Below are 15,177 nucleotides of genomic sequence, written 5' to 3'. Positions count from 1 at the left end.
CCAACAGGCCGGTGTGCCCCTGCTGTTGTGACCGGCACGGCAAACCGAGAAACGGAGTTTCGATGATCTACACGAGCAGGTACCCGGATGTCTCCGTCACCGATCGCCCCCTCCACGAGTGGGTGCTCGGCGAGGCGTCGCGGCGCGCAACGCGGCCGGCCTTGGTGGACGTGGCCGGCGGACGGACGCTCAGCTACGGCGAACTGGCCGCGCTGGTCCGGGGGATCGCGGCGGGCCTTGCGGCCGAGGGCATCGGCAAGGGCGACGTGGTCGCGCTGCACTCGCCGAACACGGTTCTGTTCCCGGTGGTCCTCTACGCCACCACCACCGCGGGCGGGACGGTGACCACGCTGTCGCCGCTGGCCACACCCGCCGAGATCGCCAAGCAGCTGATCGACGCCGAGGCGCGACTGATGGTGAGCGTGTCGGCGCTGATCGAGACCGCGCGGGCCGCGGTCGAGCTGGTCCGGCGACAGACCGGCCGGGGCATCGAGATCCTGGTCTGCGACAGGGCGGACGGTCAGCGTTCGGTGCTGGAGCTGCTGAGCGACAGCGACGTGCCGGCGTTCGACCTCGATCCCGCCGTGGACGTCGCCGTACTGCCGTATTCGAGCGGTACGACGGGCGTGCCGAAGGGCGTGATGCTGACCCACCGCAACCTGTGCACCAATCTGGAGCAGTTGAACGGCCTGCACCGGGTCGGCGAGCACGACCGCGTCATCGCGATCCTGCCCTTCTTCCACATCTTCGGGCTGACCGCGCTGGTCAACAGCGCGCTCCGCCATGGCGCGACGGTGTACGTGCACGCGCGGTTCGATCTCGAGGCGTTCCTGACCAGCCTGGAGCGCGACCGCATCACCCACGCCTACGTCGCCCCGCCGGTGATGCTCGCACTGGCCAAGCACCCCGCGGTCGTAAACCTGGACCTGTCGCACCTGCGGCGCATCATCTGCGCGGCGGCGCCGCTCGATGCCGGACTGCAGGCGGTGGTGGCCGACCGGCTGGGCGTGGAGGTCGGGCAGGCGTACGGCATGACCGAACTGTCCCCCGCCTCGCACATCCACGCCGACGGCAACCTCGACGAGCCCGTCGCGTGCGTGGGGCACCTGCTCCCGTCGACCCAGGCACGCCTGGTCGATCCCTTCACCGGGCTGGACGTGGCGGCGGGCGAGCCGGGCGAGGTGTGGATCCGGGGGCCGCAGGTGATGAAGGGCTACTTCGGCCGGCCGGAGGACACCGACGCGACCGTCGACGCCGACGGCTGGCTGCACACCGGTGACATCGGCCGGGTCGACGAGGACGGGAACTGGTTCATCGTCGACCGGGTCAAGGAGCTCATCAAGTACAAGGGCTACCAGGTGGCGCCGGCCGAGCTCGAAGCCATCCTGGTGCAGCATCCCGGCATCGCCGACGCGGCCGTGATCGGCGTCGACGACGAGGAGGGCAACGAGATACCCAAGGCGTTCGTGGTGCCCATGACGGGGGTGCCGATATCCGCCGCCGAGGTGATGGCCCACGTCGAGGGCCAGGTTGCCCCGTACAAGAGGATCCGCCGGGTCGAGTTCATCGAGGCGATACCGAAGGCGGCCTCCGGGAAGATCCTCCGGCGCCGGCTGCGGGAACGGGAGCCCGTGCGCTCCTGAGCGGTGCCCTTGCTCGCGGACCCGGCGCTGGGGGTGCCCTGGGCGGGCCCCCAACTGCCGTAGATGGCATGGGGGTTGTAAAGTTTTCGTGTGGACAGCGCGGTTTACCGGTTCGGGCAGTACGCGTTGGACGCGGACCGCCGCCGCCTCAGCCATGCCGGACAGCGGGTCGACGTCGAGCCCCAGGCTCTGGAACTCCTGTGCCACCTGGTCGAGCACCGGGGCCGCGTCGTGCCCGAAAAGGAGCTGCGCGACAGGATGGGACACGGACACGCGGTCAGCGAGGCCGCACTCGCCACCTCGCTGCGCACGGCCCGTCTCGCCATCGGTGACAGCGACACACGACAGCAGATGATCCGCGCCGTAAGCCCGCACGGCTATCGGTGCGTCGCGCAGACGACGGTGGCTTCCCCCCTTCCGGTCGCCACAGCCACGGCCCCCGGCATCCCGGCAGGGGCGGAGGCGGACCACGAGGTCATCCGCTTCTGCCGGTCCGCCGACGGCACCCGCATCGCCTACGCCCGCACCGGCGAGGGCCCGCCCCTGGTGAAGACCGCCAACTGGCTGACCCACCTCGACCTCGACCGGACCAACCCGATGTGGGCCCACTGGTTCGACGGTCTCACCCGCGGCCGGCAGCTCATCCGCTACGACGAGCGCGGCTGCGGCCTCTCCTCATGGGACATGGGCAGCTTCACGCTCGACGACCTGGTCGCCGACCTCGATGCCGTGGCCGACGCAGTCGGCCTCGACCGCTTTCCCCTGCTCGGGGTGTCACAGGGCAGCGCGGTGGCAGTCGCCTACGCCGCTCTTCGCCCCGAGCGGGTCAGCCATCTGATCCTCACCTCCGCCTATGCCCGGGGACAGCAGATCCGTGCGGGCAGCGACGCCGAGCGCGATGCCGCCGAGGTCGACCTCAACATCGCCCGTGCCGGATGGCGTTCGCAGGACAACAGCTTCCTGCGCCACTTCGCCTCCCAGTTCCTCGCCGACGCCACTCCCGCGGAGTGGGACGCGTTCGCCGCCTACCAGCGGCAGACGACTTCGCCCGCCAACGGCCTGCGCTTCCTGGAGGAGTTCACCCGCATCGACGTCTCGGGCATCGCTCACGACGTGACCTGCCCCACGCTGATCATCCACGCCCGCGACGACGCGCGAGTCCCCGTCGCACAGGCCCTGGAACTGGCCACGCTCATCCCCGACAGCCGACTGGTCCTCCTCGACAGCCGCAACCACCTGTTCACCGCCGACGACCCGGCCTGGCCCACCTTCCTCACCCACCTCTACACCTTCCTCTCCGAATAGCCCGGCAGACGGAACGCCCGCAGCGACGGGAGAGCTCCGCGGGGCGCTGTGCACGGCTGTGTCGGCGACCGCGTGCGGAGCCGGTCCGCAACGCCGGGGGGTGCTTCGGTCGCGCACAGTCCGCGACCCTGCCACCGGGGCAAGCAGGCGAGGCTCCCCGAAGGTGGTCCGGGCAGACACATCGGTGCCGCCGCGGCCGGTTCGGCGTCATCGCGGCAGCACCGGGAGAAGACGAGCGACGGGCGAGGGCCGTTACTGCTGGATCTCGGTGACGTCGGATTCGGTCACGACCCTTGGGGTCGATCCCCGATCCGGCGTCCGCGAGGTCGTCGGACAGCTTCACGGACGCCGGTGGTCTTGCCGGGCCGGTGTACCGGCCTGTCTGTGCGGCTAGCCGATGACGATGTCGCAGTCGGCCCTGCCCCGGGCGGCGATGTCGGCAAAGTCCGCCTGGACGTTGGGGTCGTACGCCGCCGAGCTGATGCTGCGGGTCTCCTTGCCGGGCACGGCCTTCTTGCCGGTCGAGTGCGAGACCCCCGCCGCGTCCCACGTCAGGTCGCAGGTCCAGTGGAAGGTGCGGACGAGCAGGTGCGAGTTGTGCCCGCTTCCCGCGATCGACCAGTTGCCGTCCGACTTGACCACGAAGATGACGCTGCCGCTGACGCCGCGGCTGCTGTCGCTCGTGGCGAACGTGATCGACTGGCCGTCCGCCGCCACCGTCTTGGTGGTGTCGTTGGCCTGCGCCGGAAGCGTTCCCAGCAGCAGGGAGCCCAGCCCAGCCCCCGTCGCGATCAGCAGCGCCAGCCCCCGGCGAGTCCGGGCCCGGCCGGACGTCCTGGTGTTGTCGAGTCGCATCTTCTGTCCTTCTCTCGTGTGTTTTCCGTGTCTGAGGTGAGTGCCGGGCCGGGGGGAGATGCCCCCACCACTGCTCCTTGGCCTGGCACCGCTCAAGCATCGGGTTCGCCGAGGGTCCAAGACTTGGTGGAGGTCTGAGGCTCGTCTGAGGGTGGGCTGAGGACGGACTGAGGGTGCTTCTCTCAGTGGGCGAGCCGGGTTGATGGGGCGCGTGTGAGCACCACGTCCGGCGAACCGGACGCCAACAGGGTGGGTGAGGCCGTCGGGGTGTTCGCTTTGTGCGCTGCGAGCCGCGCCCCTGAGCACCGGCAGCAGGAAGCGGCCGGAGATCGCGCAGCCCGTACGTAGGCCGACGCGGGCCCACCCGGGGAATCAGGCCGAACAGCTCTGGGGACAGCCCAGGCACGGCTCCATCAAGGAGATCTGGGCGCAGGCGTCATCGGGGAAGATCGCGGCTGCTGGCGTCTTCGCCCCACACGCCAGGTCGCCAGGACCGACGTCATCAGCCCGAGTGGCTGATGACGCGGTCACGACCGTCCAGGTGCGGGCAGCGGCCCGGCGACGCCTCGGCTGCCGGATGCCGAGGCCACGCGGCTCACTCGGTCAGGAAGGCGTCGATGTGCGACAGGAACTCGTCCCAGGCCGGTTCGAACGCGGTGAGCAGGTGACTGCGGCTGTCGAGGAGGACCAGTCGGCTGTCGGGGATGAGCGTGGCCAGTTCCAGGGCCTGTGCGACGGGGACTCGCGCGTCGTCGCGGGAGTGGAGGATCAGCGTGGGGCAGGTCACGTCGTGAGCGATGCCCGAGACGTCGATGCGGGTGAACTCCTCCAGGAAGCGCAGGCCGTTGGCGGGCGAAGTCGTCTGCCGCTGGTAGGCGGCGAACGCGTCCCACTCCGCGGGAGTGGCGTCGGCGAGGAACTGGGAGGCGAAGTGGCGCAGGAATCTGGGGTCCTGGTGAATCCACCCCACCCGGGCCACATCCAGGTCGAGGGCCGCCTCGGCCCCCTCGGTCTCGCTTCGGGCCCGGACCTGCCGTCCTCGGGCATAGGCTCCGGCGAGGATCAGCCGGCTCACCCTCTCCGGATGGCGTACGGCATAAGCGACCGCCACCGCGCCGCCCTGTGACACCCCGAGCAAAGGGAACCTGTCGAGTCCCACTGCCTCGACGACAGTCTCCAGGTCGTCGACCCAGTCGTCGAACGTGAAGCCGGGCACCGCCCAGTCGGAGAGGCCGCACCCGCGCTCGTCGTAGCGGATCAGCCGGCGGTTGCGGGCGAGCCCTCTCAGCCAGTGCGACCACACCGGAGTCGTCCACTCCAGGTCGAGATGGGACATCCACTTGGCGGCCTTGAGCAGGGGCGGGCCCGAGCCGACGGCTGCATAGGCGATGCGCGTGCCATCACCTGCCCGGCAGAACCGGATGGTCTGACGATCGGCGCCGAGCGGCCCACCGACCGCTGCCGACTGCACACCGGCCTCTGTGCCGGGGTCGACTGGCGGCGCCCCCGCCCCGACGACCGTCACCGCAGCCACGAACTGATAACCCCGTCGGTGCACCGTTCGGATCACCTGCTGCCGGCTGCCGGTGTCATCCACGGCCAGCCGCGCGGTCCGCAGCGCCGTGGTGAGCGCGGCCTCGCTGACGAAGCGGTCCCCCCACACCTCGTCGAGCAGCTCATTCTTCGGCACCACGCGGTCACGGTGCTCGACCAGATGTCGCAGCAGGTCCAGGGCCCGGGGCTCGACGTGAACCGGTTCGCCGGCCCGCCGGAGCTGGTGCCGAGCCATGTCCAGCTCGTACTCACCGAAGTGATACTTGTCCCCCTCCACCTTTGCAGCGTACAACTCCCGCCTACCTGCGTACACATGAACGAGTGACAGGCACGTCGGCATACAGCCGGCCACAGACACACGGCCCGCGTCGCCGGCAGGATGCCGATTGAGGTGACCGGGAAGGCGGAGCCGTGCCCGAACGGAAACCGGGATCCCGCGACGCGCCCCATCAAGGCCGTCCGGCACGGCGGGCATGCACTCGCGGACACTTGAGCACCTGCACGGTCCGGCGGGCCGTCTCCGCCGACAGTCGGGAGCCGTCCTACAGGACATCGGTCGTGATCCCATGGACGGCAGAGGCCGAGGAAGCCATGGGTGAACCGCTGTCTGCCTGGGCGGCCACAAAGACGACGGCTCCCCCGGACGTGCTCGTGGGCATACCAGGCGAGACGAAGCCGTCCTGGTGCTCATAGAGCGCATCCCACAGGCGGCGGACTCCCTCTCACGCCCGACGATCAGGACGGACTCGCCGGACGGCGATCCTGCACGACGGCCCGACCCCGTAGGTCAACTCGACGCCCGGTCCTCCTCACCCGACTCCCCCAGGCGCTCGGCGAGTTGGAAGAGCGCAGGCAGCGCGCTCCGATGACCGTCCGGGCACCGCCATCAATGGCCGCGAGCGCGGTGTCCAGGCGGCGTTCGTGGGCGGCGGTCCAGACGTCCAGTTGCGACTGTCCGGCACTGGTCAGCGTCACCACGGAGGCCCGGCGGTCGGCAGGGCCACGGTCGCCGGACACTTCGATGTCCGGGAGCGTCTTGCCCGGCCCACGGCCGGGCCTCATACATCCAGCCGACACCTCACCGAGCACATCACGGTCTCGCACGGCGTGCGCCACACACCTGATGCCGTCGAGGCCGCCGTTGCCGCGGCCCCCGCGGACACTGGAAACCGTGCCCATGCGCAGCTACGTGCCCGTGCTCGTGGAACGCCGGACCCGCCGCAACCTCTCCGAGCACACCCCAAGCGTCTGAAGGCCGGACGGCGTCGCTCGGTCCACCCTAGGCTGCGGACATGCTCGACGACAGCATCGCCCGACAGGCCGAAGCCGACCTTCTCGCCACGCCCCGCACACTGGAAGGCGCGGTCGCCGACCTGCCCAACACCGCGGGCCTGTACGCCTGGTGGGCCCCACCCGAGATACTGCCCACCTTCGACGGCCCCACAAATTCCGGCGACCATACACAGAGGCTTCTCTACCTGGGCAAGGCCCAGCGACTGCGCTCCCGTATCGCCTCCTACCACCTCAGGGACTCCGGCAGGTCCACCCTGCGCCGCACCCTCGCCGGACTCCTGATGCCCGCCGAGGGCTACCGCACCACATGGACCGACCGCGTCGTCCTGGTCGCCGAGGACGAGCAGCGCCTCACTGGCTGGATGCACCGTCACCTCGCCCTCACCTGGAGCGAGCATCCCGCCCCCGGCCCGCTGGAGAAGGCGCTGATCGCCCGGATGCGCCCGCCGCTGAACGTCGACGGAGCCGATCACGGCGTCGCCCTGGACCACGTCAAGCAGGCCCGGGCCCGCTACTACGCCGGCGCCGGGCCCCGCCCGGACAAATAGCGGGATCAGGAAGCGCTCAGCAGTGCCGCGTCGTCCGGATGGCCTTCCAACCAGGCGGTCGCGTCGGGGTTCTCCCGAAGCCAGCGGGCACAGACGGCCCACTCCACGTGCTCGCTGCCCGCATCGCTCAGCACCACATCGGCGACGAGGGGCGTGCACTGCGCGGCGGCACCGTGCGCGCTGCACGCGTCCTTGGCGTTCGCGTGCGGGACGACGGAGACGATCCTGGACGCCATGAACCGGTCCCCTTCGGCATAGACGCGGTCGAACCAGTCGATGAACTCGCGGACCGTGCCGATCTTGGCGACGCGGTCATGCAGGGCCTTCTGGTCGTGCCCGGGCAGGAACCAGCCGACGGTGACCGGCGCGCCGCAGCCGCAGCCGCATGCCCGGGCCGCGTGCGGGGACTCGAATTGACGTGCTCCCTGGCCTAAGGTCCAGGGATTCCGGCCTGGGTCGGCTGACCCTTCCGGGGGCTTCCTGCTTCACCGCGCTGTGCCGGGACTTTCGCCCTGGTCTTACCGGCGCTCCACGAGGCGTTTGGCGTCTCCGCCCGTCCGGCGGCGACTTTTCGGCGTCCTTCGAAGAGGACGTTGCGGGCTGCGTTGTGGTCGCGGTCGTGCACGGTGCCGCATTCGCCGCACGTCCACTCGCGGACGTGCAGGGGCTTGGGGCCGTCCCGGAATCCGCAGGCCGAGCAGACCTGCGAGGACGGGAAAGCGCGGTCCACCTTGGCGAAGGTGCGGCCGTGCAGAGCCGCCTTGTACTCCAGCATGCCGACGAACGCGGACCATCCCGCGTCGTGCACGGACTTGGCGAGCCGGGTACGGCCGAGGCCGGACACCGCGAGGTCCTCCACGTACACCGCTTGGTTGTCGCGAATGATCTGTGTGGATGCCTTGTGGTGGAAGTCCCGGCGCCGGTCGGCCACCTTGGCGTGCTGGCGTGCGACCTTGATGCGGGCCTTGGCCCGGTTCTTCGATCCCTTGGCCTTGCGGGACAGCTCCCGCTGAAGGCGCTTGAGTTTCTTCTCCGCCCGGCGCACGAAGCGCGGGCTGTCGATCTTGCTGCCGTCGGAGAGGACGGCGAAGGCGGACAGGCCGAGGTCGATACCGGACTGCGCTTCCACCTCTGGGAGGGTGTCCGGCTCGGTGTGCACGACGAAGCTGAGGAAGTACCGGCCGCAGCTGTCCTTGGTGATGGTCAGGGACGTGGGTGCGGCCGGAAGCCGGCGGGACCACGTGACCTTGAGGTCGCCGACCTTGGCCACGTACACCGTGCCGTCGTCCTTCAGGCAGAAGGCGTTGGTGTTGAGGCGGATCGACTGCCGGGTGTCCTTCTTCGACTTGTAGCGGGGAGGGCCGACCTTGCGGCCCTGCCGCTTGCCCGTGAGGCTGTCGAAGAAGTTTCTGTAGACGGTGTCGAGGTCCCGCAGGGACTGTTGCAGGACGACCGCTGACACGTCGGCGAGCCAGGCGCGTTCCTCGGTGCGCTTGGCCTGGGTGATGCGAAGCCGGGACAGCTCGGCCGACGTCACGTACGGCAGCCCCGCCGCGTGTGCTTCTTTGCGGTCGCGCAGGCAGTCGTTCCACACCACGCGGGCACAGCCGAACGCATGGGCCAGCGCACGGCGCTGGGAGGCGTCCGGGTAGGCCCGGTAGTTGTAGCGGAGCTGCACACCCAAGATCCTACTAACGATTGGTCTCATGGATGGGCAGGACGATTACAGGCGTGGAAGACATGTTGTTTCGGCGATGCATGTGCACTTGGTCTTCTGGACGAAGTACCGGCGCGGGGTGTTCAACGACGAGATGCTGACGCGCTGCGAAGAGATCATGCGCAAGGTCTGCGAGGACTTCGAAGCGGAGCTGAAGGAGTTCAGCGGCGAACGCGATCACGTCCACCTCCTGGTGCACTACCCGCCCAAGGTCGCCCGTCTCCAAGCTGGTGGGCAGCCTCAAGGGTGTATCCGCCCGCCGGATACGGCAGGAGTTCACCGGCCGGATCAACCGCGCCATCATGCACGGGCACCTGTGGTCGCCCTCGTATTTATGCAGCATGGAGGAGGTATTCGGCAAGCGCAGGGTCCACGAACCCCTGGTTCCGCCCACCGATCCCGGAGGTCACCAGGCCGTTGGCACGGTCGATAAACAGGACAACTCCGTTTCCTTCGCGACCTGTTCGGCGATGAACCCGTTGGTGGACACTGTGCTCACGCATCGGGTGGGGGTGAGACCTTGGAGTGGCAGGCGCTTCTATCCGGTGCGCTGAGTGTGCTGGCTCCCGGGCTCGCGGGCGAATACGACCGACCCCTCGGCGGGGAACCGCCAGGCTCGGGAGTTCTGGCGCGTGTCCGGGCGAAGTACGAGGCCCTCGGGCCACCGCCGGACAGGGTGGCGGAACAGCACCTGCCCCGGGGCTTCGGCGGTCGCGCCGACAACCTGCGGAAGCTGGCACGCGAGTACGCGGCCCAGGGCAGCCATGCCTTGGCGGTCCGTCTGTTCGAGCAGGCGCACGAAACGGCGCCCGCCGATCCCGACGCCCTGACGGAACTCGCCGACGCGCTCGCCGCCGCCGGCCGCCCGGCCGAGGCGGAAACGACGTTCCGGCGGGCGCTGGCCATGACGGCGGACCGCCCGGTCGCCCTTCGCCCCCTCACCGGGCTCGCGTGGCTGCTGCGGTCCCGCGGCAGGGCCGAGGAAGCCGATACGCTCCTTCGCCCGGGCCTGACGCAGGAGCGTCTGAATGAGGTGATGAACGCACTCGGACCCCCGGGGACTCCCGCCGCATACCGGCGGGGTGCGGAGGCCGCGGCACGGCCGCGGACCGCGACACCCGAGGCCGAGGCGGAGACCGTGGCACCAGAAGGCCGTGCGGGGGATGGGACGTCCGCCGCACCGCCTCGGGAAGCAGCTGCGGCGTTTCTGGAACCCGGTGGCCGGAATCAACAGCCGGATGCCTCGGACGTGCGCCTCCTGGAGGCCGAACGCAGCGCCCTCGAGCGCTCTGTCGAGAACCTTCGCGCCCTCGAACGCGAGTATCGGGCGCGGATGAAGGCATTTCTGGAGACCCAGTTGCGACAGTTGGACGGTCTGGACGCGGATCCGGAGCCGGAGGGACCCCCGCGTGTTCGGGAGCCGATTCTCGTGGGCTCCTCCACCTGGTTCTCGGATGCGCCCGACGAATAATCCTTCGCCGTGCCGGACCGGCCTCCAGCCTCCTCAGCGGAGGACATGACGCCGTCCGGCCTTCCCCGCAGGGTGCCGCGCGCGAATCCGATTGCTGGTTCGGGCCCTCCAGGCGAAGTGCGGCACCCACTCCTGAACGCGTACGGCGAACAGGAGCCCTTGCGCCGGGCCCCCGCGGACGTGCGGGGACGGTTGACCAACCTGCGTCGCGGCATCGAAGCCATCAGGCGGCGGGAGGCACAAAGCACGTCGTCCGCGGCGCCGCCGCCCGGCGCATCGCTGAGCAGGCCGGAGAACAGTGGGGAGGAGGAGAGATAGTGGCCCGTCAATCGGCCAACCGCTGGAACGACATGCTCCCTCCGCCCAAGGCCGCTCAGGAGTGGGAGGCTCTCAAGCCCGGGTTGGCAGCGGAGATCTTCCGGGAGTCGCTCGCGGAGGAACGGCACCGACGCCGGATGGAGACGTTGCGCGCCGGCACGAAGATCCTCGGCCAGTTCCTCGCCCTCGGTTCGGTCGGGCTCATGGTGCTCTTCGCCAAGTACGCGCTGGACGCGGGCGAACCCATCGTCGCGGGCTTCGCGATAGGAGCACCGTCCGTCTCGCTCGCCGTCATCTTCGCCCTGTCACGTGCACCGGGGAGGCGGCTGGAAGAAGGGGTCGCGCGTGCCTCCCACCGGGGCATCAGCGCCGTGTCCGCCGCTCAGGGTGCTCAGCCAGGTATCCCCGGCCAGGCGCTCCCACCGCCGAGCATCTTCCCTCAGCCAGCTCCGGCACCGGGCCTCCTGGCGCAAGCGACTCCGCCACCGGCCGACCCCGCCCAGACGATGTAGGCCGATTCTCGGCACACATCGAGTGGAGATCGGACATGCCCTCTTGTCCCGCCGAACGCTTGGCGCGTTCTTGACCTTCATGGCGGACACCACGGCCAAGCCCGTGGACGCCGACGCACCATCCGGCATCGGCTCCGCCGTAGATCGAGTTGGCAGTACATCGGACCCGGCATCGTCGTCGCCACGACCGGCGTCGGGGCCAGCTAACTGGGGCCGCGCTCATCGCCCGGAGCAATTGCGGCTACTGCCTGTTTGACTCTGTGAGAACGAACTGGCCGGCCGGTTCCCTCTCGTCTCCCGAGCGTTGTGCACGCGTCCGGATCACGCACCGGCTCTGGTCCGTGAGCCTACGGCCCGTGACGGTTCCGTCGCCTGGGAATAGCTGGTGTGGCATTGTCAACTTGAGCTGGCGGTCTTGGGGTTGGGATGATCGTCGGGTTTGTTGATCCCCTGGGAGGGGGGCTGGGCGTGGAGGCTGCCGGGGCGGCGGTGTCGTACAAGGGGTTCCGGTTCCCGGCGGAGGTCATCGACCACGCGGTGTGGCTGTACCACCGCTTCCCGCTGTCCTTCCGCGAGGTCGAGGAACTGCTGCTCGCCCGGAGGATCACCGTCTCCTAAGAGACGATCCGGGCTTGGTGCGAGAAGTTCGGGCCCCAGTACGCGGCCGGCCTGCGCCGTCGTCGGCCGCAGGCTGGTGACAAGTGGCACCCGGACGAGGTGTTCATCAAGGTCAGCGGGGTGCGGCAGTACCTGTGGCGGGCGGTGGACCAGGACGGCAACGTGCTGGACATTCTCGTGCAGTCCAGGCGGGACGCGAAAGCCGCGAAGCGGTTCATGGCCAAGCTCATGAAGAAGCAGCACCGGGTACCGAGGGTGCTGGTGACCGACAAGTGCCTCCTACGGCCCGACCCTTCGGCGAGCGCCGCGGCGTACGACGACGGCCGTACGGATGCGCGGTCTCGGCGGCCCGGACGGACAACTGGGCGGAGGAGTCCCGTCGCCAGCAGCAGGACGCGATGACCGCCGCGGCAACCCAGCCGACGGCGTGCCGATGCTGTTCCTCGGCCTGGTCGCGGCCGAGGGCCCGGCGTTCTACACGGCGTTCGTGGACGGCGGCTCCGAGGCGGACCTGACCGTCCCCGTGCTGGGCAGCGTGGCCGACTTCGGCATCGGGGCCGCGGCCGGCCTGGTCATCGTCGTGCTGCTGGTGGCCCGCTGGGCCCGCCGCAGCGGAGCGGAGCGCTGACGGACCGCTCCGCGCGCCCCCTACGCGGATCCGGACGTGAGTGCCCCCGCGCAGCACTACACCTTCACCGTGGCGACCGGGACCGGGGCGGCCCCTTAACCGTCGGGGAGTCGTCAGCCTCGGCCGCACGGTCGGCGCCCCTTCCGGGTGCACGTCGACCCGGTCGACGACGGTTCCGAGGCCGTGAGCGAGGTCGCCGACCGCGCCCGCGTCACCTTCCTCGGCCGCCTGGGCCTCATTGACCTCCTCGCCCCCACGAGCCGTCCGCCGCGTCCTGAGCACCGCGCGGGCCCGGACACCCCTCGCGCCGGGCCCGCACGGCTTCCCTCGATCCCCCGTCGCCATGCGTGGTCGGGCGGTAACATCGCGGCGCGCCACGAGGGGGAGGCCCATGACACCGCAAGGTCCGGGCGGGTCCGACGTGAGGGATCTGGAGGAGGCGGAGCGCGCGCTGCGGCAGGCCGAGGCCCGGGGCGTCGGCGGCGCCGGGCTCGCGGACCTCCTCGACCGGTCCGCCGCCGCGCACCGGCGCCGGTTCTGGAACTCCGGCGACACCCGGGACCTGCACCGGGCGGTGGACCGCTACCGGCGGGCCGTGCGCGCCGACCCCGCCCGACGGGCCGTGTGGTCCAACGAGTTGGCGGTCACCCTGACCGATCTGTACGACGTCACCGGCACCGACGACGACCTCGCCGCGGCGCGGCGGGCGGCCGAGGAGGCGACGGCCGCCGCCGAGGAGGGCTCACCGCAGTGGGCGCGGTGCGCGGCGACGCTCGTGCTGTGCCTGTGGGACCTGTACGACGCCACCGGTTCGCTCACCGACCTCGACACGGCGATCGACCTCGGCGGCCGGGCCTCGGCCGCGCTGCCCCGCACGGACCGCGCCTGGGCGCGGGTGCGCAGCAACGTCGGAATGCTCCGGATGGACCGCTACGAACGGCTCGGCGCCGCCGACGACCTGCATGGGGCGGTACGGCTCGCCGGGGAGGCCGTCGAGGGCGCGCACCCGGACGACCCGGAGCTGGGCGGCTGGCTGAACAACCTCGGCAACGCGCTGCTGACCCGCCACGGCACCCAGTTCCCCGACGGTGCCGCGCCCCGCCCCGGCGAGCGGATCGACCTCACCGACCTGGACGCGGCGATCGCGGCGTATCGCCGGGCCATCGAGGTCTCCGAGTGGAAGGTCGCGGGGCGGGCCACCTTCCTGTCCAACCTGGGCAACGCGCTGACCGACCGCGTCGAGGCGCTGCGGCTGGGCGAGTCGCCCGGGAGCGGTGAACCCGAGCTGCGCGAGGCGGTGCGGGTGCTCACGGAGGCCGTCGGCCTCACCCCGTCGACGGCCCCGTACCGGGCGAGCAGGCTGAACGTCCTCGGCGAGGCCCTGCGGGCGCTGTCCGAGGAGACCGGCTCGGCCGACGACGTCGACGCGGCGCGCACGGCGCTGCGGCAGGCGTGCGCGAGCGGCCTGGCCGTCGCCCCGGAGATGACGGTGGACGCGGCGCACAACTGGATCCGGTGGGCGGTGCAGCGCTCGGCCTGGGACGAGGTGGGCGAGGCCGACGGCCATCTGCTGCGGGCCGCGGAGGCCCTGCACCGGGCGCAGTCGCTGCGCCGCCACCGAGAGGCATGGCTGCTCGCGTCCCGCGGGCTCGCGCAGGAGGGCGCCTTCGCGCTGGCCAGACAGGGCAGGCCGGAGGCCGCCGTGGTCCGCCTCGAACGTGGGCGCGCGGTGCTGCTGAGCGAGGAACTCGGTCTGGTCCCGGCCCTGTTGAACCGCCTTCCCGCACCCCTGCGGGACCGGTACTCCGGCGCCGTCCGCCGGGTCCGAGAGGCGCTGCGGAACGCGGGCTGAGCGCCCGGCGGCCACCGGAACGGACCCGGGACGGCGGATACGGCGACGGCGGCCGGGGTATTCCTCATCAGGGCCCGTGGGGGCGGGCCATGATGAGGGGGTGGTCCGTCGTGGAACAGGGTCTGATCGCCCGTACGTTCAGTCCGTACACGTGGCGGGCGAGGATCCGCCCGGTGCTGATCGCGGCGCTGCCGCCGGCCCTGCCTGTGGTGGTGCTGGTGCCGGACTGGTCGGCCGCGCGCCGAGTGTGGGCGCTCGTGCTGGTGTGCGGACTGCCGCTGCTGCTGGGGCAGTTCAGCCGGTCCCGTGGGCGGCGGCTGGAGGCGGCGCTGTTCGAGCGGTGGGGCGGCAAGCCGTCGGTACAGCTGCTGCGGTGGAGGGGTCCGACGGGGACCGCGCACCTGGCGTATCTGCACGCCCGTATCGAGCAGATCGCGGGACCGCCGCTGCGGCTGCCGTCGGCCGCGGAGGAGCGGTGCGACCCGGAGGGCGCCGACGCCGTCTACGAGGTGGCGGGCACGGTGCTGCGGACCCGGGCGCGAGCGCTTCCGGGCAGTGAGCTGGTGGCGGAGGAGAACCGCGAGTACGGCTTCCGCCGCAACGCGCTGGGGCTGCGGCCGCTGGCCCTGGGCGTGGGGGCCGCCGGTCTGTTCGGGGCGGTGCTGTACGCGGTGGTGGGCTGGCCGCCGGCCGGTTTCGCGAAGGCCGTGGTGTCGGTGCCGCTGGTGCTCGCGGACCTGGCGCTGCTGCTGTTCTGGCTCCGGACGGTGCGGCCCGCCTGGGTGGAGGAGGCGGCGTGGACGTACGCCCGCCGCCTCATCGAGACGGCGGGGCTGCCCGACCTGGAGTCCCGGACGTCGTAG

The 15,177-nt window shown here is 70.8% G+C and carries 12 protein-coding genes and 2 pseudogenes; 10 read left to right on the top strand and 4 right to left on the bottom strand.

The window, feature by feature from the left end:
* Nucleotides 1–62 precede the first annotated feature (62 nt).
* The gene (locus tag ABZO29_RS44115; RefSeq protein WP_367325827.1) at nucleotides 63–1,643 is read left to right on the top strand and encodes an AMP-binding protein; all 1,581 of its coding nucleotides are present in this window, start codon (nucleotides 63–65) and stop codon (nucleotides 1,641–1,643) included.
* Between the two features lie 90 nt (nucleotides 1,644–1,733).
* Complete coding sequence (locus tag ABZO29_RS44110) at nucleotides 1,734–2,948, top strand: alpha/beta fold hydrolase (RefSeq protein WP_367325826.1); 1,215 nt, start codon at nucleotides 1,734–1,736, stop codon at nucleotides 2,946–2,948.
* A gap of 390 nt (nucleotides 2,949–3,338) precedes the next feature.
* On the opposite strand, the gene ABZO29_RS44105 is transcribed toward ABZO29_RS44110, so the two are convergent.
* Together ABZO29_RS44105 and ABZO29_RS44100 are read right to left on the bottom strand one after the other, a co-directional pair.
* Nucleotides 3,339–3,803 (bottom strand): hypothetical protein, encoded by a 465-nt coding sequence (locus ABZO29_RS44105; protein ID WP_367325825.1) that lies wholly within the window; start codon nucleotides 3,801–3,803, stop codon nucleotides 3,339–3,341.
* Between the two features lie 595 nt (nucleotides 3,804–4,398).
* Entirely contained in the window at nucleotides 4,399–5,634 is a 1,236-nt protein-coding gene (locus tag ABZO29_RS44100; protein WP_367325824.1) for an alpha/beta fold hydrolase, read from the bottom strand.
* Nucleotides 5,635–6,649: 1,015 nt separating this feature from the next.
* Between ABZO29_RS44100 and ABZO29_RS44095 the strand changes: the two genes are divergently transcribed.
* Complete coding sequence (locus ABZO29_RS44095) at nucleotides 6,650–7,198, top strand: GIY-YIG nuclease family protein (protein ID WP_367325823.1); 549 nt, start codon at nucleotides 6,650–6,652, stop codon at nucleotides 7,196–7,198.
* 5 nt (nucleotides 7,199–7,203) lie between these two features.
* On the opposite strand, the gene ABZO29_RS44090 is transcribed toward ABZO29_RS44095, so the two are convergent.
* On the bottom strand, nucleotides 7,204–7,434 hold the full coding sequence (locus ABZO29_RS44090) for a hypothetical protein (RefSeq protein WP_367325822.1): 231 nt from the start codon (nucleotides 7,432–7,434) through the stop codon (nucleotides 7,204–7,206).
* A gap of 194 nt (nucleotides 7,435–7,628) precedes the next feature.
* Nucleotides 7,629–8,876, bottom strand: a complete 1,248-nt coding sequence (locus tag ABZO29_RS44085; protein ID WP_367325821.1) for an RNA-guided endonuclease InsQ/TnpB family protein — start codon at nucleotides 8,874–8,876, stop codon at nucleotides 7,629–7,631.
* A gap of 28 nt (nucleotides 8,877–8,904) precedes the next feature.
* On the opposite strand from ABZO29_RS44085, the pseudogene tnpA reads away from it, so the two are divergent.
* From tnpA to ABZO29_RS44050, 7 genes and pseudogenes are all read left to right on the top strand, one after another.
* Nucleotides 8,905–9,250: pseudogene (tnpA, locus tag ABZO29_RS44080) on the top strand (IS200/IS605 family transposase); the annotation flags it as partial.
* Between the two features lie 341 nt (nucleotides 9,251–9,591).
* Nucleotides 9,592–10,386 carry a tetratricopeptide repeat protein gene (locus ABZO29_RS44075; RefSeq protein WP_367325820.1) on the top strand — a complete coding sequence of 265 codons (795 nt, stop codon included), beginning with the start codon at nucleotides 9,592–9,594 and terminating at the stop codon, nucleotides 10,384–10,386.
* 317 nt (nucleotides 10,387–10,703) lie between these two features.
* Nucleotides 10,704–11,216 carry a hypothetical protein gene (locus tag ABZO29_RS44070; protein ID WP_367325819.1) on the top strand — a complete coding sequence of 171 codons (513 nt, stop codon included), beginning with the start codon at nucleotides 10,704–10,706 and terminating at the stop codon, nucleotides 11,214–11,216.
* Nucleotides 11,217–11,642: 426 nt separating this feature from the next.
* Nucleotides 11,643–12,107: pseudogene (locus ABZO29_RS44065) on the top strand (IS6 family transposase); the annotation flags it as partial.
* A 154-nt stretch (nucleotides 12,108–12,261) separates the two neighbouring features.
* Complete coding sequence (locus tag ABZO29_RS44060) at nucleotides 12,262–12,462, top strand: hypothetical protein (protein ID WP_367325818.1); 201 nt, start codon at nucleotides 12,262–12,264, stop codon at nucleotides 12,460–12,462.
* Between the two features lie 391 nt (nucleotides 12,463–12,853).
* On the top strand, nucleotides 12,854–14,314 hold the full coding sequence (locus tag ABZO29_RS44055; protein WP_367325817.1) for a hypothetical protein: 1,461 nt from the start codon (nucleotides 12,854–12,856) through the stop codon (nucleotides 14,312–14,314).
* Between the two features lie 110 nt (nucleotides 14,315–14,424).
* Nucleotides 14,425–15,177, top strand: coding sequence for a hypothetical protein (locus ABZO29_RS44050; protein WP_367325816.1), 753 nt, complete (start codon nucleotides 14,425–14,427; stop codon nucleotides 15,175–15,177).

Source organism: Streptomyces sp. HUAS ZL42, assembly GCF_040782645.1.
GTDB lineage: Bacteria > Actinomycetota > Actinomycetes > Streptomycetales > Streptomycetaceae > Streptomyces.
This window is presented reverse-complemented; position numbering and strand designations above follow the sequence as displayed.

What these genes read in the sequence shown, in the direction of transcription:
- ABZO29_RS44105 (WP_367325825.1), bottom strand. Translation starts at nt 3,803, where the DNA reads ATGCGACTCGACAACACCAGGACGTCCGGCCGGGCCCGGACTCGCCGG.
- ABZO29_RS44115 (WP_367325827.1), top strand. Translation starts at nt 63, where the DNA reads ATGATCTACACGAGCAGGTACCCGGATGTCTCCGTCACCGATCGCCCC.
- ABZO29_RS44090 (WP_367325822.1), bottom strand. Translation starts at nt 7,434, where the DNA reads ATGGCGTCCAGGATCGTCTCCGTCGTCCCGCACGCGAACGCCAAGGAC.
- ABZO29_RS44095 (WP_367325823.1), top strand. Translation starts at nt 6,650, where the DNA reads ATGCTCGACGACAGCATCGCCCGACAGGCCGAAGCCGACCTTCTCGCC.
- ABZO29_RS44055 (WP_367325817.1), top strand. Translation starts at nt 12,854, where the DNA reads ATGACACCGCAAGGTCCGGGCGGGTCCGACGTGAGGGATCTGGAGGAG.